At 73.1% G+C, this 24,647-nt stretch carries 17 protein-coding genes; 10 read left to right on the top strand and 7 right to left on the bottom strand.

Annotated features, from left to right (window positions below; translation table 11 throughout):
- Positions 1 to 305: 305 nt before the first annotated feature.
- Together ACFYYF_RS18840 and ACFYYF_RS18835 are read left to right on the top strand one after the other, a co-directional pair.
- The gene (locus ACFYYF_RS18840; protein ID WP_388777007.1) at positions 306 to 1,451 is read left to right on the top strand and encodes a protein phosphatase 2C domain-containing protein; all 1,146 of its coding nucleotides are present in this window, start codon (positions 306 to 308) and stop codon (positions 1,449 to 1,451) included.
- Positions 1,452 to 1,550: 99 nt separating this feature from the next.
- Entirely contained in the window at positions 1,551 to 3,293 is a 1,743-nt protein-coding gene (locus tag ACFYYF_RS18835; RefSeq protein WP_388777004.1) for a pyruvate dehydrogenase, read from the top strand.
- Between the two features lie 70 nt (positions 3,294 to 3,363).
- On the opposite strand, the gene ACFYYF_RS18830 is transcribed toward ACFYYF_RS18835, so the two are convergent.
- Positions 3,364 to 4,866, bottom strand: a complete 1,503-nt coding sequence (locus tag ACFYYF_RS18830) for a helix-turn-helix domain-containing protein (protein WP_388777001.1) — start codon at positions 4,864 to 4,866, stop codon at positions 3,364 to 3,366.
- Between the two features lie 100 nt (positions 4,867 to 4,966).
- Complete coding sequence (locus ACFYYF_RS18825) at positions 4,967 to 7,999, bottom strand: alpha-mannosidase (RefSeq protein WP_388776998.1); 3,033 nt, start codon at positions 7,997 to 7,999, stop codon at positions 4,967 to 4,969.
- A gap of 215 nt (positions 8,000 to 8,214) precedes the next feature.
- Here ACFYYF_RS18825 and ACFYYF_RS18820 point away from each other — a divergent pair, with 215 nt between their 5' ends.
- Positions 8,215 to 8,667 (top strand): ATP-binding protein, encoded by a 453-nt coding sequence (locus ACFYYF_RS18820; protein ID WP_388776995.1) that lies wholly within the window; start codon positions 8,215 to 8,217, stop codon positions 8,665 to 8,667.
- 75 nt (positions 8,668 to 8,742) lie between these two features.
- On the opposite strand, the gene ACFYYF_RS18815 is transcribed toward ACFYYF_RS18820, so the two are convergent.
- Together ACFYYF_RS18815 and ACFYYF_RS18810 are read right to left on the bottom strand one after the other, a co-directional pair.
- The gene (locus ACFYYF_RS18815; protein WP_361689378.1) at positions 8,743 to 9,783 is read right to left on the bottom strand and encodes a DUF2637 domain-containing protein; all 1,041 of its coding nucleotides are present in this window, start codon (positions 9,781 to 9,783) and stop codon (positions 8,743 to 8,745) included.
- A gap of 333 nt (positions 9,784 to 10,116) precedes the next feature.
- Positions 10,117 to 11,028 carry a (2Fe-2S)-binding protein gene (locus ACFYYF_RS18810; RefSeq protein WP_388776992.1) on the bottom strand — a complete coding sequence of 304 codons (912 nt, stop codon included), beginning with the start codon at positions 11,026 to 11,028 and terminating at the stop codon, positions 10,117 to 10,119.
- A gap of 746 nt (positions 11,029 to 11,774) precedes the next feature.
- On the opposite strand from ACFYYF_RS18810, the gene ACFYYF_RS18805 reads away from it, so the two are divergent.
- The gene (locus ACFYYF_RS18805) at positions 11,775 to 12,593 is read left to right on the top strand and encodes a GntR family transcriptional regulator (protein ID WP_388777579.1); all 819 of its coding nucleotides are present in this window, start codon (positions 11,775 to 11,777) and stop codon (positions 12,591 to 12,593) included.
- A 141-nt stretch (positions 12,594 to 12,734) separates the two neighbouring features.
- On the opposite strand, the gene ACFYYF_RS18800 is transcribed toward ACFYYF_RS18805, so the two are convergent.
- Together ACFYYF_RS18800 and ACFYYF_RS18795 are read right to left on the bottom strand one after the other, a co-directional pair.
- On the bottom strand, positions 12,735 to 13,514 hold the full coding sequence (locus tag ACFYYF_RS18800) for a hypothetical protein (RefSeq protein WP_388776989.1): 780 nt from the start codon (positions 13,512 to 13,514) through the stop codon (positions 12,735 to 12,737).
- A 136-nt stretch (positions 13,515 to 13,650) separates the two neighbouring features.
- Positions 13,651 to 15,324: a PucR family transcriptional regulator ligand-binding domain-containing protein gene (locus ACFYYF_RS18795; RefSeq protein ID WP_361689387.1), complete on the bottom strand. Its 1,674-nt coding sequence runs from the start codon at positions 15,322 to 15,324 to the stop codon at positions 13,651 to 13,653.
- 422 nt (positions 15,325 to 15,746) lie between these two features.
- Here ACFYYF_RS18795 and ACFYYF_RS18790 point away from each other — a divergent pair, with 422 nt between their 5' ends.
- The 6 genes from ACFYYF_RS18790 (at position 15,747) to ACFYYF_RS18765 (ending at position 24,081) form a co-directional block, all read left to right on the top strand.
- Positions 15,747 to 16,637 carry an FAD binding domain-containing protein gene (locus ACFYYF_RS18790; RefSeq protein WP_388776986.1) on the top strand — a complete coding sequence of 297 codons (891 nt, stop codon included), beginning with the start codon at positions 15,747 to 15,749 and terminating at the stop codon, positions 16,635 to 16,637.
- The gene (locus ACFYYF_RS18785; RefSeq protein WP_388776983.1) at positions 16,637 to 17,239 is read left to right on the top strand and encodes a (2Fe-2S)-binding protein; all 603 of its coding nucleotides are present in this window, start codon (positions 16,637 to 16,639) and stop codon (positions 17,237 to 17,239) included. Before ACFYYF_RS18790 ends, ACFYYF_RS18785 begins: the two co-directional genes overlap by 1 nt.
- A 2-nt stretch (positions 17,240 to 17,241) precedes the next feature.
- The gene (locus ACFYYF_RS18780) at positions 17,242 to 19,629 is read left to right on the top strand and encodes a xanthine dehydrogenase family protein molybdopterin-binding subunit (RefSeq protein WP_388776980.1); all 2,388 of its coding nucleotides are present in this window, start codon (positions 17,242 to 17,244) and stop codon (positions 19,627 to 19,629) included.
- Positions 19,630 to 19,870: 241 nt separating this feature from the next.
- A complete protein-coding gene (locus tag ACFYYF_RS18775; RefSeq protein ID WP_388776978.1) occupies positions 19,871 to 21,328 on the top strand; it encodes an NCS2 family permease in 1,458 nt (485 codons plus the stop codon).
- Positions 21,329 to 21,371: 43 nt separating this feature from the next.
- Positions 21,372 to 22,526: an XdhC family protein gene (locus tag ACFYYF_RS18770; protein WP_388776976.1), complete on the top strand. Its 1,155-nt coding sequence runs from the start codon at positions 21,372 to 21,374 to the stop codon at positions 22,524 to 22,526.
- A 379-nt stretch (positions 22,527 to 22,905) separates the two neighbouring features.
- A complete protein-coding gene (locus tag ACFYYF_RS18765; RefSeq protein WP_388776974.1) occupies positions 22,906 to 24,081 on the top strand; it encodes a glycoside hydrolase family 6 protein in 1,176 nt (391 codons plus the stop codon).
- Between the two features lie 60 nt (positions 24,082 to 24,141).
- Here ACFYYF_RS18765 and ACFYYF_RS18760 read toward each other — a convergent pair whose 3' ends face one another.
- A complete protein-coding gene (locus ACFYYF_RS18760) occupies positions 24,142 to 24,582 on the bottom strand; it encodes an SRPBCC family protein (RefSeq protein WP_388776971.1) in 441 nt (146 codons plus the stop codon).
- Positions 24,583 to 24,647 lie beyond the last annotated feature (65 nt).

Genomic DNA, 24,647 nt, shown 5'->3' with positions numbered 1-24,647 from the left:
CGGGTCCGGCACCGGCCGGTTCCGCAGGTCCGGCACCGGCCGCCCCTCCAAGCCCGGCACCGACTGCTCCGTCGGGTCCGGCACCGACCGCCCCTCCGAGCCCGGCGCCAGCCGCTCCTTCCGGTCCGGCGCCCGCCGCTCCCTCGGCCCTGCCGCCCGGGCCGAAGCCGGCGGGGTTCACCGCGCAGGAACCCGCCTCGGACGCCCCGCATGCCCCGCACGCCCCTCGCGGCGCCGGGGGCGACACGCCCCCGGTGCCTCCCGCCGAGCGGGACCGCGTGCCCGCGTCGAGAGCGCCGTCGGACGTGCCGCCGAAACCCGGGTCCGCTCCCTCCGTACCCCGCAGTGCCCCGGCTCCCGGGCCCGCGGCCGACGCGCTGCCCAGCACCACCGGGGGCTTCCGGACCCCGCCGCCCGAGTCGGCCCCCGAGGGCACGCCGGAGGACGGGCCCCGGGAGACGGTCCTCTCCGTCGTCGAGCCCCCGCCGCCCGCCGCACACGTCGGCTCCGGCCCGCCCACCTACGACCCCGAGCCGACCGCGCTGCCGGCCGTCGAGCCCGACGAACTCGGTGACCTGGTCGCCGACACCGTGCTGGACGGCGCACGGTACGGGACGAGCACCCTGCGGGCCGTCTCCCTCCGCGGGGACTCCGCGCGCTACCGCGGCGAACCACGCCGGGACGCGCTGCTCACCGCCCGGTTCGGAACGGGGGAGCGGGCCCTCGTCCTGGTCGCGATGGCGACCGGCGCGCGGGCCACGTCGGGGGCGCACCGCGCCGCGGCGGAGGCCTGCCGGTGGATCGGGCAGGCCGTCGGGCGCAGCCACGAACGGCTCGCCGACGACATCGTCGCCGCCCGGCGCGGCGAACTGAAGTCGGGGCTGCACCGGCTCACCGACCGCAGCCTCGGCAAGCTGCGGGCCAGCGCGGCGGAGCAGGGCGTCGAACCGGAGGAGTACACCGCGGGCCTGCGCTGCCTGCTGCTGCCCGCCGATCCCCAGTGCCGTACCCGGGTCTTCTTCGGCGTCGGCGCGGGCGGTCTGTTCCGGCTGCGGGACGGCGAGTGGCAGGACATCGAACCGCGCGTCGCCGACACGACCGGGGAGGCGGTCGTCGGTTTCGGATCACCGCCCCACGAGACCCCCGAGGGCGACCGGCTCACCATGGACCTCGGCATCACGACGCCGCCGAGCCCGTACGAACCCGCCCCCAGGCCCCCGGGCGCCGCCTTCCGGTTCCGGGCCTCCGTAGCCCGCCCGGGTGACACGCTCCTGCTGTGCACGGGCGGCCTCGCGGAGCCGCTGCGCGGCGAACCCGAGCTGGCCGAGTACCTGACGGGACGGTGGGCGGCGGGCGGTCCACCCGGCCTGGCCGCGTTCCTCGCGGACGCGTCGGTGCGGGTCAAGGGGTACGCCGACGACCGGACGGCCGCCGCCGTGTGGGAGGCGTAACGGCGCCCGGTGTGAATTCATGGATCCGAGGGACGGTCCGGGATCGAGGGGTACCCGGCAGACCCGAGGGTCCGAGGATCACGAAGAGGTGGGTGCGGCATGGCCAAGCAGAACGTCGCCGAGCAGTTCGTCGACATCCTCGTCCGCGCGGGCGTCGAGCGGCTGTACGGAGTCGTCGGCGACAGCCTCAACCCGGTCGTGGACGCGATCCGGCGCAACGCGGCCGTCGACTGGATCCAGGTCCGCCACGAGGAGACCGCCGCGTTCGCCGCGGGCGCCGAGGCCCAGATCACGGGCAGGCTCGCGGCCTGCGCGGGCTCCTGCGGACCGGGCAACCTCCACCTCATCAACGGCCTGTACGACGCGCACCGCTCCATGGCACCGGTCCTCGCCCTCGCCTCGCAGATCCCCTCCAGCGAGATCGGCCTCGGCTACTTCCAGGAGACCCATCCCGACCAGCTCTTCCGCGAGTGCAGTCACTACAGCGAACTCATCTCCAGTCCGCAGCAGATGCCGAGGCTCCTCCAGACCGCCATCCAGCACGCGGTGGGCCGCTCCGGTGTCAGCGTGGTGTCGCTGCCGGGCGACATCGCCTCCGAGCCCGCGCCGGACAAGACCGTCGAGACCGCCCTCGTGACCTCACGGCCCACCGTCCGGCCGGGCGACGCCGAGATCGAGAAGCTCGTCGCGATGATCGACGAGGCGGAGAAGGTCACCCTGTTCTGCGGCAGCGGAACGGCGGGCGCGCACGCCGAGGTCATGGAGTTCGCCGGGAAGATCAAGTCGCCGATCGGGCACGCGCTGCGCGGCAAGGAATGGATCCAGTACGACAATCCGTTCGACGTCGGCATGAGCGGGCTCCTCGGCTACGGCGCGGCCTACGAGGCGACCCACGAGTGCGACCTCCTGATCCTGCTGGGCACCGACTTCCCGTACAACGCCTTCCTCCCCGACGACGTCAAGATCGTCCAGGTCGACGTGCGGCCGGAGAACCTGGGGCGCCGGTCGAAGCTGGACCTGGCGGTGTGGGGTGACGTGCGGGAGACGCTGCGCTGTCTGATCCCGCGGGTGCGGCCCAAGGGGAACAGGCGCTTTCTCGACAAAATGCTGAAGAAACACGCGGACGCGCTCGAAGGGGTCGTCAAGGCGTACACCCGCAAGGTCGACCGGCACCTCCCGATCCACCCCGAGTACGTCGCCTCGGTGCTGGACCAACTAGCAGATCAGGACGCGGTGTTCACGGTCGACACCGGAATGTGCAACGTCTGGGCGGCCCGTTACATCTCGCCCAACGGCAGCCGCCGGGTGATCGGTTCGTTCTCGCACGGGTCGATGGCGAACGCGCTCCCCATGGCGATCGGCGCCCAGTTCACGGATCCCGGACGCCAGGTCGTGTCGATGTCCGGCGACGGCGGATTCTCCATGCTGATGGGCGACTTCCTCACCCTCGTGCAGTACGACCTGCCGGTGAAGGTGGTCCTCTTCAACAACTCCGCCCTCAGCATGGTCGAGTTGGAGATGCTGGTCGCCGGGCTGCCCTCCTACGGCACCACCAACAAGAACCCCGACTTCGCGGCGGTGGCCCGCGCCTGCGGGGCGTTCGGCATCAGGGTCGAGAAGCCCAAGCACCTCGCCGGCGCCCTCAAGGACGCCTTCCGTCACAAGGGCCCCGCGCTGGTCGACGTCGTCACCGATCCGAACGCGCTCTCCATCCCGCCGAAGATCAGCGCGGACATGGTGACGGGCTTCGCGCTCTCGGCGTCGAAGATCGTGCTGGACGGCGGAGTGGGCCGGATGGTTCAGATGGCCCGCTCGAACCTGCGCAACGTGCCCCGCCCGTAGCGCCGGCCGGATGCGCGCCCGTGCCGGCCCCGAGCGCGCCGGCGCCGGCCGGGTGTGCCGCGACTCTCGCTCAGAGGGACTCCCGGGTCCAGCCGTTCTCCCGGTACCAGTAGAACGGCAGACCCTTGATGCCGCTGGTCCGGAACGGGGCACCCTGGTCGTCGATCCGCACCGTGCCCCTCCGGCCCCGTGAGGACCAGTCGAGCTCCAGGTACCAGCGGCAGTCGCAGCCCTCGGTCAGGGCGTCGACCATCAGGAACTGGGGTTCCTTCACCGACACCCGGAAGGGCGGCTCCAGGGTCCGGGTGCCCGTTCCGTCGTCCACCGGGACCGGGCGGGCGACGGGCCGGTCCTCGTCCAGATCGACGCTGAAGGCGCCGAGGCCCACGTCGCCGCCGCAGCCCCCGCCCGTGGAGTAGGCCGTCCCCTTCATCGGGGCCGAGCGTCCGACGACCTTGACCCGCAGCGCTTCCAGGACGACGGCCGCGTCCGTCCGCCCCTGCACGGTGATGTCCACGAGCGTCTCGCCGCCGTGCACCGCGTTCTGCGTACGCGCCCACGGGGAGGCGTCCTGCGGCGCCGGGGGCGGCGGTACCTGCTCGGGCCCCTTGTCGATGACGTAGACGTGACCGCAGCCGACCGCCCAGCGATGGGAGTTCACGCTCCAGGTGAGCGGGGGCCCGGCGGAGACACCGGCGGGGGAGGGGCTCGCGGACGCGCTCGGTGAGCCGGTGCGACCGTCCGACGGGCTCGGGGACGGGGAGCCCGACGGCCGGCCGCGTGTGGCCGAGGGGGACGTGGACGGTGTCGCCGAATCCTTCCGCGCGGCCTTCGAGGTCGGCGCGCCGACCACCCGGTCGCCGGCGTCCTTCGAGGAGTGCCCGGAGGGCAGGGCGGACAGGCTGCCCAGGGTGGCGACCAGCGCGGTCACCACCGCCGCGGTGACCGCGACGCGGCGCTTGAAGCGGCGGGTCCGCGGCGCCCCCGGCCGCGCGAGGGACGCTCGCGCGGAGCGTTCCCCGGGAGCGGATCCGAGGTCCGTGACCGGCGGCAGGGTTCCGTCGGCCTCCGGCTCGCCGGTCGGCGCAGGAGCCCCGGCGGCATCCGGCCCGCTCTCCGGCGCCGAGGCTCCCGCCGGAGCCGGCCCGGAACCCGGTGTCAGGGCCGCGCCCGCTCCGTCGGCCGTCCCGGCGGCCTCCGCGGACGACGGCGTCCCGGCTGAGGCTGGTTCCGAGCCCGACGAGCCCGACGAGCCCGACGAGTCCGGCTCCGGGGCCGGCGGACCGGACGGGCCGGCCGCGGCCCCCGCCGCCCGGGAGCGCTGACGGGCCGCCACGGCGAGGATCCACAGGCGGTGGAGTTCGACCCGTTCGGCCGGATCCGCTCCGCACAGCGCGGCGAACCGCTCCACGGAGGCGAACCCGAGCGGCACCGCTTCCCCGGCGCAATACCGGTGCAGCGTCGAGGCGTTCATGTTCAGGTGACGGGCGAGCGCGGCGTAGCTGCGGTCGGAGCCCGCCTTCAGGCGCCGCAGCAGCGCCGCGAATTCCTCGACATCGTCCCGGGATGACATCGTTTCCCCCGCTTCTCGTGCCAGGACGGCATCCCAGGCACTCCCGGGAAAGAGAGTCCGGGGGGCCTGGGATGGTTCCACCTTCGCGGACCCCGTCTTGTCACACTTGCGCGCCGCGGTCCTCACGGGCGGGCCGCAGCCGCAGGGTGAGGATCTGGAACGGCCTCAGTCCGATCTCCGACGGGGCCTCGCGCAGCGGCCGTTCGAGCAGGTCGGTCACCTCGGCCCGGGCCACCGGGAAACCGGTGGTCACCTTCGCCCGGGCCCGCCCGCCCCGCGACTCGTACAGCCGCACCACCACATCGCCGCTGCGGTCCTCCGCGAGTTTGACCGACTCTACGGTGACGGCCGGGTCGTCGACGCTCACCAGCGGTTCGAGCCGTGGCACCGCGGCCCGGCGCAGCGGCAGATTGAGCGCCAGTCCCTCCGCCACCGCGTCCCCGACACCGGCCCCCGGCAGCAGCGCGTACGTGAACCGGTGCGTGCCGAGATCGGTCTCGGGATCCGGGCTGTGCGGGGCGCGCAGCAGGGTCAGCCGTACGGTGGTGCCGAGGCCGTCCGCGTGCGGTGTACGGGTCACGTCGTGGCCGTACGTCGAGTCGTTGAGCACCGCGACGCCGTACGCCTCCTCCGCGACCCGCAGCCAGCGGTGGGCGCAGATCTCGAAACGGGCCGCATCCCAGCCGGTGTTGGCGTGGGTGGGCCGGTGGACATGCCCGAACTGGATCTCGGCGGACGACCGTTCGGCCTGGACGTCGAGCGGGAACGCGGCCTTGAGGACCTTCTCCGACTCCCGCCAGTCGACGTCGGTCACGATGTCCACCCGGCGGCTCGCGGCCGTCAGCCGGATCTCCTGGGTGACGCGGGAGGAGCCGAAGGCCCGGGTGACGCGCACGGTGGCGCGCAGGGGCCCGCTCTCCACCAGCTCCACCGACTCGGCGGCGGTCAGGTCCGTTCCAATGCGCCGGTAGTGCCGGTCGATGTCCCAGGCGTCCCAGGCGTTGGGGTGGTCGGGGTGGAGCTGGAGCAGGTTCCCGGGTCCGCACAGCACCTCCCGGTCGTGCACGAGGTCCCGTACGGAGGTCAGCAGTCCGGCGGCGTCGATCCGTACCCGCAGCCGGTCGTTCTCCAGCACGAGGGCGCCGTCGTCCCGTTCGGCCCGCACGACGGGTCCCGGACCGGCCGGTACGACGGCGGCGCCGAGCCCGGGCACGGTCACCACCGCGTCCCCGGCCACCTCGGTCCGTTCGTACGGCGAGGCGTTCAGCACCGACGGCGAGCCGGGCCCCAGAGCCCGTACCGCCTCCGCGGTGATCTCCTCCAGTTCCGCGAGCACCCGTGTGTACGTCTCACGCGCCTCCCGGTGCACCCAGGCGATGGAGGAGCCGGGCAGGATGTCGTGGAACTGGTGGAGCAGCACGGTCTTCCAGAGCCGGTCCAGCGCGTCGTACGGGTAGCTGTACGACGGATCGCGCACCGCGGCGGTGGCGCACCACAACTCGGCTTCGCGCAGGGCGTGTTCCGAGCGGCGGTTGCCCTGCTTGGTCTTGGCCTGGGTGGTGTAGGTGGCCCGGTGCAGTTCCAGGTACAGCTCGCCCGACCACACCGGCGCGTGCGCCCCGTACTCCTCCTCGGCGGCGGCGAAGAACGCCTCCGGCTTCTCGATCCGGACCGTGGGCGAGCCCTCAAGGGACCGCAGCCGGCGGGCTTTCTCCAGCATCTCGCGGGTCGGGCCGCCTCCGCCGTCCCCCCAGCCGAACGGGGCCAGCGAGCGGGTGGCCAGCCCCTTCTCGGCGAAGTTGCGTTCCGCGTGGGCGAGTTCACCGCCGTGGAACTGCGAGTTGTAGGTGTCGATGGGCGGGAAGTGCGTGAAGACCCGGGTGCCGTCGATGCCCTCCCACCAGAAGGTGTGGTGGGGCATCTTGTTGGTCTGGTTCCAGCTCAGCTTCTGGGTGAGGAACCAGCGGACACCGGCGAGCTTGGCGAGCTGCGGGAAGGCGGCCGTGTAGCCGAAGGAGTCCGGCAGCCAGATCTCCTCGGTCTCGACGCCCAGTTCCTCCAGGAAGAACCTCTTGCCGTGCACGATCTGGCGGGCCAGCGCCTCGCCGCCGGGCATGTTGGCGTCGGACTCCACCCACATGGAACCCACCGGAGCCCAGTTGCCCTGTTCCACGGCCTTCTTGATGCGCTCCCAGATGTGCGGCTGGTGCTCCTGGACCCAGGCGTACTGCTGGGCCTGTGAGCAGGCGAAGACCAGCTCCGGGTAGTCGTGGGCGAGGGCGGTGACGTTGGCGAAGGTCCGGGAGGCCTTGCGGACCGTCTCGCGCAGCGGCCACAGCCACGCCGAGTCGATGTGCGCGTGTCCGGTCGCCGAGACGCGGTGCGCGCTGGCCGACGCGGGCCGCGCCAGCGCCTGCGCCAGTTCGGCCCGGGCCGCGGCGGCCGTGCCGGACACGTCGTGCAGATCGAGGGCGTCGAGCATGTTCTCCAGGGCGCGCAGGATCTCGTGCCGGCGCGGCCGCTGCGGATCCAGCTCGTACATCAGCTCCGACAGGACCTCGGTGTCGAGGACCAGATGCCACACCTCTTCGTCCAGTACGGCGAGATCGGCAGCCGCGAATCGGTAGATCGGCCCATCCCCGGCGGTCAGCACGTCTCCCAGACGCGTGGGCTCGAAGCCGTGCAGGACGGCGGGGTTCGCGGCCGCCTCCAGCAGCAGGCGCACCGCCTCGCCGCCGTCCGCCGGTGCCCCGACCGTCAGGTGGCGGTTGCGCGGGTGGATGCCCTTGAGGGGGACGCCCGCGCCGTCGTGGAGCAGTCCCTCCGCCTGGAATCCGGGCCCGTCCCCGGTGAACCCGGGATCGATCACCACCTCCACGCGACGGCCCGCCCATTCCCCGGGCACCCGGCCCTCGATGCGGAACCAGCTCGTCGACCAGGGCTTTCCCCAGAGTGTGCCGGTCGTGAACGGCTCGTAGGAGGCCTGGAGCGCCTGCCCGACGGGCACCGGCTCGCCCGGCACGTGCCAGGCGGAGAGCGTGAGCGGCACCCGGTCCGCGTACTGGGCGGGGCGCAGGAACTGCCGCAGCGCGCGCTCCAGACGGGCCTCCACCAGCGAACGGTCGTCGTGCACGGCGGCTCCTCGGTGCTCGGACGGCTCTGTCGAAGCGTTCACTTCCCCGTGCGGGCGTCGCGCACCCGTGACCGTACGGCGGCCGGCCGACGATCCGGCATGACTGTCACGTTCCCGAAGAGGGCATGGATCCCGTGAACGTGTTCGAGCAGAGGGGACCCGACATCGGCACGCAGGCGGGGGTCATGAAGCGGCAGGCACCAGGAGGTGGTCCCATGACCAGAGGGACCTTCTCCACCGAAGCAGTGGAGGAAGCGTCCGAGGGGGCGACGGTCGGACCGGACGGCGCGCAGCTCAGGCGCCGGCTGGGCAAGGCGGATCTGCGGGCGGTGCCCGAGGTGCGTAAGGCGCTGAGGGAGCACTTACGGCACTGGGGGAAACCGGGCAGGGCCGAGACGGCGGAGCTCTTGACCAGCGAGCTCGTCACCAACGCGTTGATCCATACGGACGACGCCGCCGTCCTGACCGCGACGATCGGACCGCGCGCACTGCGCGTGGAGGTCCGGGACTTCGTGGGACGCAGGCCCAGACTGTGCGTACCGAACGCCGACGACGGTACGCACGGCAGGGGTCTCGTCCTCGTCCAGTCCCTGGCCGACGCGTGGGGCGTCCGGTCGCACGGGGTGGGCAAGGCGGTGTGGTTCGAACTGAACGGCGACGCGGCGTAGGAACACCGCGCCGCCGTTGTCGTGCCCGGGCCCGTCCGGAACTCCGGACGGGCCCTCAGGGCTGCGTACGACTGCTCAGCCGAACTGCTGCTCCAGGTCCTTGAGCTTGCGCTCCAGGGAGTCGAGCCGGGGCAGGGCCATCGTGTCGTCCTCCGTGGTGAGGTCGACCGTGATCGGCTCGGTGCTCTTGCGGACGGGGGTGAGGGAGGGCCGCGACCGTACGGGCAGCTGCTCCGCGGTGGATATGGCAGGCTCCGTGGAGGCTCCGGCGGGAGCCCGCTCCACGGTCGTGGTCTCCAGTTCCCGCGCGGCGCCGCGCCCGGGGAAACCGCGGTGACCGCGGCTGAGCGCCTTGAGGTGCGCCCGCTCCACCCGCTCCTCGTTGCGGCGGCGCAGCCGGTTCTGCTCCTTCTGGCGCCGGTCCTCGCGCACCTCGTCCACGGCCTCGTCCAGGGACCGGACGTTCTCCAGGAGCATCAGCGACCACGCGCTGTACGTCTCGCGGGGTGCGCGCAGCCAGCGGACTATACGGATCTGCGGCAGCGGGCGCGGCACCAGGCCCTGCTCGCGCAGGGCGGCCCGGCGGGTCTGCTTGAGGGCCCGGTCGAACAGGACGGCGGCCGACAGGGACATGCCCGCGAAGAACTGCGGGGCGCCCGCGTGGTCCACGCCCCTGGGCGCGTGCACCCAGTTGAACCAGGCCGCGGCACCGGCGAAGGTCCACACGAGTATGCGGGAGCCGAGCGCCGCGTCGCCATGGCTGGCCTCGCGCACCGCGAGGACGGAACAGAACATCGCCGCCCCGTCCAGACCGAACGGGACGAGGTACTCCCAGCCGTCGGAGAGGCCGAGGTTCTGCTGGCCGAAGCCGACCAGGCCGTGGAAGGAGAGTGCCGCCGCGACGGCGGCACAGCAGAAGAGCAGGACGTACGAGGCCGTGCCGTAGACGGCCTCCTTACGCCTGCGGCGTTCCTCGGTGCGCTCCCACGAGTCGTCGCTGCTCGTGCTGTCCCCGGACCGCTTGCCGCGTGCCAGCACCGCCACCGCCGCCAGCAGGCCCAGGAGCAGAACGGCGCCTGGAAGCAGCCAGTTCAGCGATATGTCGGTCAGTCTCATCGGGGGTCCCTTGCATGGGGAGAGGGCGTAACGCCCGCCATAGTGGCCCAATCACATCGGCCCTCAGGGGGTTTCGGGGCAAGAGGCCGCCAAGGAAGTGCAAGAAGGTGCGCAGGGCGACTTTCTGCTCGAACTGCCGCGCGAGGGACGGGAGTTGAGTACGAATAAGACTACCCATACGGATGGTTCCGCGGAAAGTTCCCGTGACAAGTGAGGAAAGTGTGAAGTGCCTGTGATCCGTGGACGGGCGTGGCGTGCTTCACGGGTTCGCGAGGGCGCCCGGACCGGCTGCGGTCCTGGCGTGCGTACCGTCGCGCTCCCGCCCCGGTCGTGTCAACTCGCCTGTGCGACGGCCGACTTGGTGATCCGGTCCGCGTCACAGGTGCGCGGGCAGGTGGCGCAGGTGTCGTCGGGGCGCACGGTGTAGAACAGGCAGCAGCTCACCCGGTCGCGGGTGGCCAGAGACTCCCCGTCGGGGCCGGTCAGCTCGCGGAAGGCCGGCGCGCCGACGTACGGCCGGGCCGAGCCCGGGAGCAGCAGTTCGAGTTCGCGCATCGCGCGCCGCTCCTCGCCGAGCAGATCGGCGACGTACCAGAGGCCCTCGACCACCTCGTCCGTGGCCATGCCCCACAGGGCCCGGCCGCGCCGCCGCATCCGCGGCCCGAATCCGCCGAGGAGCGGTTCCAGGTGCTCGGCCACCGCGGACCGCACCTCCGCGCGCAGCGCCTCCTCGTCCGGGACGACCCGGGCGCCCGGCAATGCGGCCGCCGGGTCGTCCGGCAGGCAGGCGAACGTGGTGATCCGCACGGCCATCCGGCCGAGCTCGCGCTGGAATGTGACGTCCTCCACAGGCAGGCGGGGCACCCGGCGCTGAAGGAACCACGGCACGGTGATCAGCAGGCAGGCCGGCCAGGCGTACCGGTGCAGTCCGAAGCCGGCCACGACGTCGGGCCTGGCCCGTGTGCCGTAGTCCCGGAGCACCTGGGCCTCGTCCCATGCGAGGAACGCGTCGAGGCCGGGGCCGCCCTCGGCGAGGCGGGCGGCGGCGGCCCAACCCGCGCCCCGCGGGGCCGTTTCGCCCGCTCCCAGCTCGGTGACGCTCAGGTCCGGGAAGACCTCGGTCAGCCGCGCGTAGGCCTCGGCGACGGGCGACACGCCGACGGCGGGCGCACCGGGACCGGCCGTGGCGGGTGTGGTCGCCGGGGCGGTCGTGGCGGCGTCGGCCGACAGCGTGGGAGTGGGCATGCGGAACCATCGCTTCACGATCGTTGGCAGGTAAGCCTTACCTTACCCCGTCGTCCGGGTGTTTGAACCAGGCCCGTGTGCGCCTATCGTGCTTGACGGATTAGTGACAACCGATGGGATGACCCCAGTACCGCCGACCCGGAGGAGGAACCGTGGAGCAGGCCGGTCCGCGCGGCGCGTACGGCTCCGCCGGGGCGTGGGCCCCGGACGTCTCCGGGGGTGCCTTCCGGGTGCCGCAGCAGCCGGGGCCCGTGGACGCGGGGCGGGTCAGGGGCGTGCCCGCGGCAGTCGCGGGCGACGGGCCGGGTGCCGGGCCCGCTGCCGGCCCCGCCGCGGGGCCGGGGGGCGATCGTCCTGTCGTCCTGGCCTCGGCCCGCGGTGAGCACACCCACAGCGAGGCGCCGATCCCGCACCCGCGCACCGAGGGCGCCCGTACGGACGGCACGGACCCGGCGGTCACCACCGGGGGCGGCGGGCCCGTACGCGACGACGAGACACGTCCGGCCGCCCGCCCCGACGGGACCGGCACCCCGCCCGCGGACGAATCCCACCCGGAAGCGCCCACCCGACGCACCCGCCCCGAACACGCGGGGGAGACCCGTCCTGCCGGCCGCCCGGAGAGGGCCGGGACCCCGGCCGCGGACGAATCCCACCCGGTGGCGGCCACCCGGCGCGCCCGCCCCGAACATGTTGGGGAGACCCGTCCGGCCGCCCGCACCGAGCGGACCGAGGAGGCCCGTCCGCCGGTGCGCGAGCCGGACGTCCGCCGCGCATACGCCGGGGAGACCCGTCCGGCCGCGCGGGAGGCCGGCACCTGCCCCGTACGCGCTGAGGAGGCCCGCCCCGCCGTGCGCGCGGAGGCCGTCCGCCCCGTCGTCGGCGGGGAGGCCGTCCGCCCTGACGCTCGCGTGGACGGTGCCCGCGTCGAAGCCGTCCGTCCCGTCGTGCAGCGTTCCTCCGTGCGCGGGCAGATCCTCGACGCCCTGCGTACCGCGCTCGTCGCGGGTGAACTCGCCCCCGGCGAGGTGTACTCGGCGCCCGCGCTCGGCGAGCGCTTCGGGGTGTCGGCGACGCCCGTCCGGGAGGCGATGCAGCAACTCGCCCTCGAAGGCGCCGTCGAGGTCGTCCCCAACCGGGGCTTCCGCGTCATCGAGCGCGGCACCCGGGAACTGGCCGAACTCGCCGAGATCCGGGGCCTGATCGAGGTCCCGGTGATGCTCCGGCTCGCGCGCACCGTGCCCGCCGCCCGCTGGGCCGAGCTGCGCCCGCTCGCCGAGGCCACCGTGCGGGCCGCCTCGTCGGGCTGCCGCGCGACCTACGCGGAGTCCGACCGGTCCTTCCACCGCGCGGTCCTCGCCCTCGCGGGCAACGCGCAGTTGGTGCGCATCGCCGACGATCTGCACCGCCGTGCCCAGTGGCCGCTCGTCGGCGGTCCCGTCTCCCGGGGCCGTGCCGACCTGGTGGCCGACGCGGCCGAACACACCGCGCTGCTGGACGCGTTGATCGCGGAGGACCTGACGGTCGTCCAGGTGCTGGTACGGGAACACTTCACCGGCGCGACCTGACCGGCCCGGCCCCGTTTCCCGGCTCTGGACGCGCGCCCTTTCGTACGCGGCGCGTGTGCCCGGGCCTCCGCGAAGGGTGTCGCCTTCTGGCCCGGGACGCGCGCCTCTTCGTCAGCGACGCGCGCGTCCCGGCGTACTCGGTCAGGCCGTGGCCGCCGGTGGTGCCGGGGTCAGTTGGTCCGCCAGCCACAGGGGGACGCCTCCCAGCAGGCGGAACAGGCGGCCCGCCTCGGCCCGCAGCCGTGACGCCTCCGGTTCCGCCTCGGCGTCGGCGAGGGACGCCAGCGCCGGTGCCGTACCGACGAGATAGCCGAGCTCCTCGCGGATCCGCAGGGATTCGGCGAACCCGTGCCGGGCCTCCGCCAACTCCCCTTCGCGCAGGGCGATCCCGGCCAGATGCCGCCAGGTGAAGGACAGCAGCAGCGCGTCGCCCTGCGCGGTCGCGCCCGCGTGCGCCCGCCGGTACGCGGCGCGGGCCGCCTGCGGCGCGTGCGCGAGGTTCTCGGCGAGCAGCCCGCGCCGGAAGTCCAGCAGCGCGCGGCCCGGCGCACCCGGCGCGAGCAGTGCCGCGGCCCGGCCGAGCGCGGCGCGCGCCTCGTCGGCCCGGTCGCGCACGCCCAGCAGGGTTGCCGCGTAGGCGAGTTGGCCCCGCTCGCAGGCGGCCGCGCCCCGCTCGTCGTCGCTCTGCGCCAGCGCCTCGGCGGTGCGCAGCGCGTCCTCCGCCTCGGCCCAGCCCTGCTCGGTGTAGAGACACCGCTCCACCAGGAGCGACGCTCTCTGGAGCGCCGGCCCCGCCGCGTGCGGCTGGATCAGCGCGGCCGCGTCGGCCCAGCAGGCGCGCGAGCGCAGCCGCCATACCGCGGTCTGGAGTGGATCGTCCCCTGCAGTCGTTCCGGTACCAGACATGGCGGTATGCGCCACGTTGCCCTCCCCGAGCACACCATTGAGCTGTTGAGTGGTGGCATCTCAGCATGGATCACGGGGCCCGGCCAAGAGGGTGGGTGAAGGATTTCACAAAGTCGTGGGTCCCGGGCGGGGCCGCCCGGGGCTCCCGGAGTCAGCTCATCCGCAGTGCCAGGAAGAAGTCCAACTTGTCTTCCAGCCTCGACAGATCACGACTCGTCAACTGCTCGATACGTCCGACGCGGTAGCGCAGCGTGTTGACGTGGAGGTGCAGACGGGCCGCGCAGCGCGTCCAGGACCCGTCGCAGTCCAGGAACGCCTCCAGGGTCGGGATCAGCTCCGCGCGGTGCCGGCTGTCGTACTCGCGCAGCGGGTCCAGCAGCCGGGCGGTGAAGGCGCGGCGCACGTCGTCCGGGACGAACGGCAGCAGCAGGACGTGCGAGGCCAGCTCCTGGTGGCCGGCGGCGCAGACCCGTCCCGGGCGGGCCGCGGCGACCCGGCGGGCGTGCCGTGCCTCCTCCAGGGCGCCGCGCAGCCCCTCGGCGGAGTGGACGGCCGCGCTGACGCCGATGGTGAGGCGCCCGTCGTCGTTCAGACCGGCCGACAGCGGCTCCCGTACGGCCGTCAGCAGGGTGTCCGCGTGCAGACCCGGCTCGGAGCCGTCCTCGTCGGAGGTGACGGCCACAAGGGGCACGAGCGCGACCGCCTCGTCCCCCGTGTGGGCGACGGCGATCCGGTCGGAGTGCTCCGGTCCCGGCGACAGCGGGTCGACGAGGATCTCCTCCAGCAGCGCCTGGGCGACCGGGCCGCCCTCGATCTCGCCGCCGTCCCACTCGACGCGCGCCACCACGACCTGCCAGTGCGGGGCCGCGCCGAGGCCCGGCAGCAGCACCGGCGCCGCGACCCGCAGGCGGGCCGCGATCTCGGCGGGCGCGGCCCCCGTCTGGACCAGTTCCAGGACCTCCTGCGCGAGCCGCCGGCGCACCGTGCGCGCCGCGTCCCGCCGGTCCCGCTCCACCGCGATGAGCTGGGTGACGCCCTGGAGCAGGTCGAGCCGCTCGTCGGGCCAGTCCCCGGCGTCCGCCTCGACGGCGAGCAGCCAGTCGGAGAGCACCGTCTCGCGGACGTCCCGGAAGGCGCCCGTGGCCCGCCCGGAGGAGCGGACCGGGAAGAGCGAGTACATCGCCGGGCCCACGGTCACCCGGTGCGGTCCCCGGCGCCCGGTGCGGACCGCCGCGAGATGCGCCGCGGCCAGCTCCGCGCGGGTGCCCGCGGGCAGCGCGCCGCCCGCCAGCTTCGAGCCCGCGATGGGCCGTCCGGCGGGGGAGAGGACCCAGGCCCGCAGGTCGAGGTCGGTGCCGAGGAGGTCGAGGACCACGTCGGGGCCACCGCCCGCCGGGCCCGAGGTCATCATCCGCCGGTGCCGCTCGACGACTGCGGCCAGATCCCCGGCGCGCTCGCCCGAGACCTGGCGCACGACGTGCTCGGTGATCGTGGCGAAGGCGACCGACTCGTTCACGGCGAACAGCGGCAGCCGGTGCCGGGCGCAGGCCACGATGAGGTCGTCGGGGATGTCGCCGAGCTCCGCCTCGCCCGCCGCCAGCGCCGCGACCCCGGTGCCCGCGAGGATGCGGACGAACGGCTCGGAGTCCTCGGCGTCGTGCCGCCAGGCCAGCCCGGTGAGGACCAGCTCGCCGCCCGAGAGATAGCGGCTCGGGTCCTTGAGGTCGGTGGTCATCACACCGCGCACGGTGCGGTCGAGCTCGTCCTCGCCGCCGAGCAGCCGCAGGCCCAGCGCGTCCGTGTCGAGCAGTGCGCGCAGCCGCATTCTCGTCGCCGCCGTTCTTTGTCTCGAAATCTACGATGGATCAGTGGTGAGGCCCGTCGGCGTCCCGGGCTCCGCGGAGCGGTCCGTGGGTTCCGGCCACCGGCGGTACCGGCCCCGGGGCCCCAGGTCTCCCTCGGGCCGCGTCCCCGTTTCCACGGGGGACGTGGTCCCTGTTTCCAGAGGACCCGCCTTCTGTTTCCGGAGGAAAACGAAGAGGTTGCTGATGGCCTCGGTTCATACGAATCTACAAGATGCACGCGCTGGCCAGCGAACTCCTTCATGGTTTCGGTGACTGACCATGGCGGTGGAGCCCGCTGTGTACTGACCCCACTCCGCTGTTGAGACCTCTTGAACGAGCCGAGGACGCCGCACCCGATCTGGCTTGATCAGAACGCCCACGACACGAATGAAGAGAGCCACTCATGGACTTCCTTCGCCCCGCCAGCTGGGAGGAGGCGCTCGCCGCGAAGGCCGAGCACCCCACCGCTGTGCCGATTGCGGGTGGCACCGATGTGATGGTCGAGATCAACTTCGATCACCGCAGGCCCGAGTACCTGCTCGACCTGAACCGCATCGGCGAGCTGAGCGAGTGGGAGGCCGGCGGCGACACCGTGCGCCTCGGCGCCTCCGTCCCGTACACCCGGATCATGGAGCAGCTGCGCCGTGAGCTTCCCGGGCTGGCGCTCGCCTCCCACACGGTGGCCTCCCCGCAGATCCGCAACCGCGGCGGCGTCGGCGGCAACCTCGGCACCGCCTCCCCGGCCGGCGACGCCCACCCCGCCCTCCTCGCGGCCGGTGCCGAGGTCGAGGCCGAGTCGGTGCGCGGTTCGCGGCTGATCCCGATCGACGACTTCTACACCGGCGTGAAGCACAACGCGCTCGCGCCCGACGAGCTGATCCGCGCCGTTCACATCAAGAAGGCGGACGGACCGCAGCAGTACTCCAAGGTCGGCACCCGCAACGCCATGGTGATCGCGGTGTGCGCCTTCGGCCTGGCCCTGCACCCCGAGACCCGTACGGTCCGCACCGGCATCGGCTCGGCCGCGCCGACCCCGGTCCGCGCGAGGACCGCCGAGGAGTTCCTGAACGCGGCGCTCGAGGAGGGCGGCTTCTGGGACAACGGAAAGATCATCACCCCCTCGGTGGCCAAGCAGTTCGCCGCGCTGTGCTCCGCCGCCTGCAACCCGATCGACGACGTCCGCGGCACGGCGAGCTACCGCCGCCACGCGGTCGGCGTCATGGCCCGGCGCACGCTCACCTGGACCTGGGAGTCCTACCGCGGCACCGCCGCCCCTACGGAGGGAGTCGCGTAATGCGTGTCAGCTTCACGGTCAACGGCCGCCGGCAGGAGGCCGACGACGTCTGGGAGGGCGAGAGCCTTCTGTACGTCCTGCGCGAGCGCCTGGGCCTGCCCGGCTCCAAGAACGCCTGCGAGCAGGGCGAGTGCGGCTCCTGCACCGTCCGCCTCGACGGCGTGCCGGTGTGTTCCTGTCTGGTCGCGGCCGGCCAGGCCGAGGGCCGCGAGGTCGTCACCGTCGAGGGGCTGGCCGACTTCGCCAAGCAGCGCGCCGAGCACGCCGGTTGCGCGGCAGGGGCGTGCGGCACGGCCGGGACGGCGGGCGTCTCGCTCGACGAGGCCAAGGGCTGGGCCGCCAAGGGCCACGACTCGCAGACCGGCGAAGGCGCCGAACTCTCGCCCGTGCAGCAGGCGTTCATCGACGCCGGAGCCGTCCAGTGCGGCTTCTGCACCCCGGGTCTGCTGATCGCGGCGGACGAGATGCTGGAGCGCACCCCGAACCCGTCCGACGCGGACATCCGCGAGGCGCTCTCGGGCAACCTGTGCCGCTGCACCGGCTACGAGAAGATCATGGACGCGGTCCGCCTCGCGGCCGCCCGGCAGTCCGAGGCGGTCTGACCATGGGAACCACCGGCACACCCACGAACATCACCCAGGGCTCGCGCACCAAGGGCGGCATCGGCGAGTCCACCCTCCGTCCCGACGGCACCCTCAAGGTCACCGGCGAGTTCGCCTACTCCTCCGACATGTGGCACGAGGACATGCTGTGGGGCCAGATCCTGCGCTCCACGGTCGCCCACGCCGAGATCGTGTCCATCGACACCGGCGAGGCCCTCGCCACCCCCGGTGTGTACGCCGTCATGACGTACGACGACCTGCCCACCGACGTGCGCCACTACGGCCTGGAGATCCAGGACACCCCGGTGCTCGCGCACGGCAAGGTGCGCCACCACGGCGAGCCGGTCGCCATCGTGGCCGCCGACCACCCCGAGACCGCCCGCCGCGCCGCCGCCAAGATCAAGGTGGAGTACCGCGAGCTGCCGGTGATCACGGACGAGGCGTCCGCGACCGCGCCCGGCGCGATCCTCGTCCACGAGGGCCGCACCGACCACCACATCGGCCACGTCCCGCACCCGAACATCGTGCACCGCCAGCCGATCGTCCGCGGAGACGCCGAACAGGCCGCGCGGAAGGCGGACTTCACGGTCCGGGGCGAGTACACCTTCGGCATGCAGGACCAGGCCTTCCTCGGGCCCGAGTCCGGCCTCGCCGTGCCGTCGGAGGACGGCGGGGTCGAGCTGTACATCGCCACCCAGTGGCTGCACTCCGACCTGCGCCAGATCGCCCCGGTGCTCGGCCTGCCCGAGGACAAGGTCCGGATGACCCTGTCCGGCGTCGGCGGTGCCTTCGGCGGCCGCGAGGACCTGTCGATGCAGATCCACGCCTGTCTGCTGGCCCTGCGCACCGGCAAGCCCGTCAAGATCGTCTACAACCGTTTCGAGTCCTTCTTCGGGCACGTCCACCGCCACCCCGCCAAGCTCACCTACGAGCACGGGGCGACCAAGGACGGCAAGCTGACCCACGTGAAGGCGCGGATCGTCCTCGACGGCGGCGCGTACGCCTCGGCCTCCCCGGCGGTCGTCGGCAACGCCTCCTCGCTCGGCATCGGCCCGTACGTGGTCGACGACGTCGACATCGAGGCCATCGCCCTCTACACCAACAACCCGCCCTGCGGCGCCATGCGCGGCTTCGGCGCGGTTCAGGCGTGCTTCGCGTACGAGGCCCAGATGGACAAGCTCGCCGACGAGGTGGGCATGGACCGGGTCGCGTTCCGTCAGCTCAACGCGATGGAGCAGGGCTCGCTCCTGCCGACCGGGCAGCGGGTCGACTCGCCGGCCCCGGTCGCCGAACTCCTGCGCCGCGTCAAGGCGATGCCCCTGCCGCCCGAGCGCCAGTGGCTGTCCGCGGGCGAGGACGCGGACGTACGGCAGCTGCCCGGCGGCCTGTCCAACACCACGCACGGCGAGAGCGTCGTCCGCGGGATCGGCTACGCCGTCGGCATCAAGAACGTCGGCTTCTCCGAGGGCTTCGACGACTACTCGACCGCGCGGGTCCGCATGGAGGTCGTCGGCGGCGTGCCGGTCGCCACCGTGCACACCGCGATGGCGGAGGTCGGCCAGGGCGGCGTCACCGTCCACGCGCAGATCGCCCGCACCGAACTGGGTGTCGCCCAGGTGACCATCCAGCCGGCCGACACCCGCGTGGGCAGCGCCGGTTCGACGTCGGCCTCCCGTCAGACGTACGTCACCGGCGGCGCGGTCAAGAACTCCTGCGAGCTGGTCCGCGAGAAGGTCCTGGAGATCGGCCGCCGCAAGTTCGGTACGTACCACCCCGCGTGGGCCACGGCCGAACTCCTCCTGGAGGGCGGCAAGGTCGTCACCGACGGCGGCGAGGTGCTGGCCGATCTCGCGGACGTCCTCGAACAGGAGGCCGTCGAGATCGAGGCCGAGTGGCGCCACCGCCCCACCGAACCCTTCGACCTGCGCACCGGGCAGGGCGACGGCCACGTCCAGTACTCCTTCGCCGCGCACCGCGCCGTCGTCGAGGTGGACACCGAACTCGGGCTGGTGAAGGTCGTCGAGCTGGCCTGCGCCCAGGACGTCGGCAAGGCGCTCAACCCGCTGTCCGTCGTCGGCCAGATCCAGGGTGGCACCACCCAGGGCCTGGGCGTCGCGGTCATGGAGGAGATCATCGTCGACCCGAAGACCGCGAAGGTGCGCAACCCCTCCTTCACGGACTATCTGATCCCCACCATCCTCGACACACCGACCATCCCCGTCGATGTGCTCGAACTCGCCGACGACCACGCCCCCTACGGGCTCCGTGGCATCGGCGAGGCCCCGACCCTGTCGTCCACCCCGGCCGTCCTCGCGGCGATCCGGAACGCGACGGGTCTGCGGCTCGACCGGACGCCGGTACGCCCCGAACACCTCACCGGGACCGCGTAGGCGCCGGGCAGGACCCTCCGGGCGGCAGCGGGAACGTCACAGCCCGCCGCGCCGCCCGGAGGCGAGTACGGCAACCGAGTTCCTCATCGGTTGAGTTCCTCTCGTTTCTCACGTTCGTCTCGGGCCGTCCCCCGGGTCGTGCGGCCGAAGCACCTTCCCAAATCCCGCGACCGCACATGCGGTTGACCAGCCGTCAGGACGGCTGTGCGGGTGCCCCTTTGAACCTTGGGAGCAGGCCCACATGACCCAGCAGTCACTGGAGCCGAAGACCACCGCGCAGGACGCGGGCGCGGGCAGCCGCGTCCCGGCGGGACGGTCTTGGCTCGACCGGTACTTCCACATCTCCCGGCGGGAGAGCTCGATCGCGCGCGAGGTGCGCGGCGGCGTCACCACCTTCATGGCGATGGCGTACATCCTGCTGCTCAACCCCCTGATCCTGTCCGGCAAGGACGTGGCGGGGGACGTGCTCGGGCAGAAGGCCCTGATCACCGCGACCGCGTTCGCGGCGGCCTTCACCACCCTTCTCATGGGCTTCGTCGGCAAGGTGCCGCTCGCGCTGGCCGCCGGGCTCTCGGTGTCCGGAGTGCTCTCCTCGCAGGTCGTCCCGCAGATGACCTGGCCGCAGGCCATGGGCATGTGCGTGATGTACGGCGTGGTCATCATGCTCCTGGTCGTCACCGGGCTGCGCGAGATGATCATGAACGCGATCCCGCTGGCGCTCAAGCACGCCATCACCATGGGCATCGGCCTGTTCATCGCGCTGATCGGGCTGGTCAAGGCCGGCTTCGTGCACCAGGGCAAGGCGACCCCGCTCACCCTCGGCCCGGCCGGTGAACTCGCCGGCTGGCCGGTCCTGCTCTTCGCCGCGACCCTGCTGCTGATCTTCGCGCTCCAGGCGCGCGGGGTTCCCGGCGCGATCCTCATCGGCATCGTCTCCGGCACGGCTCTGTCCGTCGTCCTCGACGTGACCGGCGCCGTCGCCCCCGGGCAGTGGGCCGGGGGCGCCCCCGAACTGCACGGCAGCGCCGTCTCGATGCCCGACTTCTCGCTCTTCGGCAAGGTCGAGTTCGGCGGCTGGGGGGACGTCGGTGCCATGACGGTCGGCATGATCGTCTTCACGCTGGTGCTCGCCGGGTTCTTCGACGCGATGGCCACCATCATCGGCGTCGGCACCGAGGCCGGGCTCGCCGACGACCGGGGCCGGATGCCCGGTCTGTCGAAGGCGCTGTTCATCGACGGCGCGGGCGGGGCGGTCGGCGGTGTGGCCGGAGCCTCCGGCCAGACCGTCTTCGTCGAGTCCGCGACCGGCGTCGGCGAGGGCGCCCGTACCGGCCTGTCCTCCGTCGTCACCGGCCTCCTCTTCGCGGCCTGCCTGTTCTTCACCCCGCTCACGGCGATCGTCCCGGGCGAGATCGCGGCGGCGGCCCTGGTCGTCATCGGCGCCATGATGATGACGAACGCGCGCCACGTCGACTGGGCCGACCGCGCCGCTGCCGTCCCCGTCTTCCTGACGGTCGTGATCATGCCGTTCACCTACTCGATCACCGCGGGCGTGGCGGCCGGTGTGATCAGTTACGTCGCCATCAGGACCGCCCAGGGCAGGGCCCGGGACATCGGGGCCTTCATGTGGGGTCTGACGGCGGTCTTCTTCGTCTACTTCGCGCTCCACCCGATCGAGGGCTGGCTGGGCGTCCGCTGACGCCGAGCCCCTTCCACGCAACCGCCGTCAAGGAGACCGAGACATGCTGGACATCGCCGAAGAACTGCACCGGTGGGTCGAGCAGGGCCGCGACTTCGCCGTCGCCACCGTGGTGGCGGTCGGCGGCAGCGCGCCCCGCCGGCCCGGCGCCGCGCTCGCCGTCGACGCCGAGGGCACGGCGATCGGCTCGGTCTCGGGCGGCTGCGTGGAAGGGGCGGTCTACGATCTGTGCGTTCAGGCGCTGGAGGACGGCGAGACCGTCCTCGAACGCTTCGGCTACAGCGACGACGACGCCTTCGCGGTCGGCCTGACCTGCGGCGGCGTCATCGACATCCTGGTCACCCCGGTCCGCTCGCGGGACACCGCACGCCGGACGGTTCTCGCGACGGCCCTGGCCGCCGCTGCGGGCGGACGGACGGCGGCGCTCGCCCGTGTCGTGAGCGGGCCCGCCGAGCTGATGGGCCGCGCCCTCGTGGTGCGTCCCGACGGCTCCCACGAGGGCGGCTTCGGCGCCCACCCAGGGCTCGACCGTACGGTGGCGGGCGAGGCGGCGGCCCTGCTGGACGCCGGGCGCACCGCCACCGTCGAGATCGGAGAGCAGGGCTCTCGTTGCGGAGCGCCGCTCACGGTCCTGGTGGAGTCCTCGGTCCCGCCCCCGCGCATGATCGTCTTCGGTGCCATCGACTTCGCCTCGGCGCTGGTCCGGGTGGGCAAGTTCCTCGGACACCGGGTGACGGTGTGCGACGCCCGCCCGGTCTTCGCGACGGCGGCCCGCTTCCCCGAGGCGGACGAGATCGTCGTGGACTGGCCCCACCGCTACCTGGAGCGCACGGAGGTCGACTCCCGCACCGTCCTGTGCGTCCTCACCCACGACGCCAAGTTCGACGTCCCGCTGCTGAGGCTCGCGCTGCGGCTTCCCGTGGCGTACGTCGGCGCCATGGGCTCGCGCCGCACCCACCTGGAGCGCAACGAACGGCTGCGCGAGGTGGGCGTCACCGAGATGGAACTGGCCCGCCTCAGGTCGCCGATCGGCCTCGACCTCGGCGCGCGGACCCCCGAGGAGACGGCCCTGTCGATCGCCGCGGAGATCGTGGCCGACCGGCGCGGAGGGAGCGGCGTCTCCCTGACCGGGGCGCACACCCCCATCCATCACGACGCGCCCGCGGCCCCGGTGCGGCGGATCGGGTCGGTGGCCTGAGCACCCGCCCCCGGGCCGTTCCGCTGCTTTCGGGCTGATTCCCCCGCGCCTCGCACCGACGCTGCCGCGCGCCTCGGGTAGACGTTTCCCCGTGCCCCTCGTCGACGTTGCCTCGTGCCGACGCTCCCGCGCGCCTCGTGCCGACGTTTCCCCGCGCCCCGCGTTGATGGCCCCGCGTCGACGCTCCAGCGCACCCCGCACCGCCGTTCCTCCGCGCCCCGCGTCGACGCTCCAGCGCGCCTCGATCCGATGCTCCTTCGTGTCCCGTACCGACGTTCTTGCGTGCCTCGTATTGACGCACGCCCGCCTCTCGGCGAACCTCCTGTGGGAGCGCTCCCGCAAGTCCCTCGTGACCGTTGCGACCCCGGAGTGAACCCGTATGAGACGACGCACCCCCATCTGGCTCGCCGCTCTGTCCGTAGGGCTCGCCGCCCTCTTCGCCGCGCCCCCGGCCCAGGCCGCTCAGTCCGCGGGCCGAGGACCGTCGCTGTACGTCCCCGACGCCAACCCGGCGGCCTACCGGCAGGCACTCGACCTCGCCCGGGCCGGCCGGCTGCGTGACGCGGCGGGCATCGTGGCGATGGTGAACACCCCGCAGGCCGTGTGGTTCGGCGACCAGACACCGGCCGAGGTGGAGAAGGAGGTCCGCGCGGTGGTGCGCGACGCGGGCCGTGACGGCGCGATCCCCGCGTTCGCCCTCTACGACATCCCCGGCCGTGACTGCTCCAACTACTCGGCGGGCGGCGCCGCGAACACCGCCGAGTACCAGGCGTGGATCGACGCGGTGGCCCGGGGGATCGGGCGCGGCGACGCGATCGTCACCCTCGAACCCGACGCCCTCGCCCTGCTGCCCTCGGACTGCGGCCAGGACGACGCGCAGGGCACGAAGACGGCCGCGCGCTACACCGAGGTCAACTACGCGGTCGACGCCCTGGAACCCCTGCGCGGCACGAAGGTGTATCTCGACACCGGACATCCGGGCTGGCACTCCGTCAACTCCATCGTCCCGCGACTGATCCAGGGCGGGGTGGCCCGGGCCTCCGGCTTCTACACCAACGCCTCGAACTATCACACCGACGACGCCAACTCCTGGTACGGCAAGCTCATCTCGTCCTGTCTGGCCTACGCCGACGGCGGTGGTGACGTCGCCGAGTGCCCCAACCAGTGGTGGCCGCGCGCCGACGCCCAGACGTGGATCGACGCGCACGTGACGACCCCGCCGTCCCGGATGAAGCACTTCGTCACGGACTCCAGCCGCAACGGCCGGGGCACCTGGACCCCGCCGGCCGGCAAGTACACGGACGCGCAGGACTGGTGCAACCCGCCCGACCGCGGCCTCGGCGCCCGCCCCACGCTGCACACCGGCGACCCGCTCCAGGACGCCCGCCTGTGGATCAAGACGCCCGGCGAGTCGGACGGCCTCTGCCTGCGCGGAACCGCGGGCCCCGAGGACCCCGAACGCGGCACGGCCGACCCGAAGGCGGGCGACTGGTTCCCCCAGCAGGCCCTGGAACTGGTCCGGTTGGCGCAACCGCCGCTGCTGCCGGGAGCCTGACCTCACGGGACGCGGAGGGTGCCTGCCCCGGTCGTCGCCGCTCGGGCGTACGGCCGGGGCTCACCCCCGCCCCAGCAACCCGTCCACCGCCCGCCCGAACATCCACCGTGCCGATCCGCCGAGCGGCCGGTCGGTGAAGCCGGGCAGGCCGCGCACCCTCACGTCCTCCCGCCAGATCACCCGTGAACCGCCGCCGTCCGCCGGGTGCACCTCGAACTCGGCCCAGCCCGTGACGAGCGTGCCGCGCTTGACCAGCCGGCAGGTCCCCGGAGTCCCGTCGTGCGGCGGGTTCCACGCGACGACCTCCATCGGGTCGTCGAACGCGAGCGGCCCGAGTCCCGACCGCGCCACGAAGACCGTGCCCACCCGCGTCGGCGGCGCAGTGCGCACGGTGACCCGGGTCAGCGGGACGACGTCCGCGTGCCGGGGCCAGTCGGTCAGCCGCCGCCAGCTCTCGGCGACGGGGTGCCGGGACACGCGTTCCAGGACGAAGAGGACCACGGCACGATCGTAGGCGCCTAAGGGTCCGTGGACCGCGGGGGGACTCTCCGGTGTGCGGGGCGGAC

Source organism: Streptomyces sp. NPDC001914, from assembly GCF_042891215.1.
GTDB lineage: Bacteria > Actinomycetota > Actinomycetes > Streptomycetales > Streptomycetaceae > Streptomyces.
This window is presented reverse-complemented; position numbering and strand designations above follow the sequence as displayed.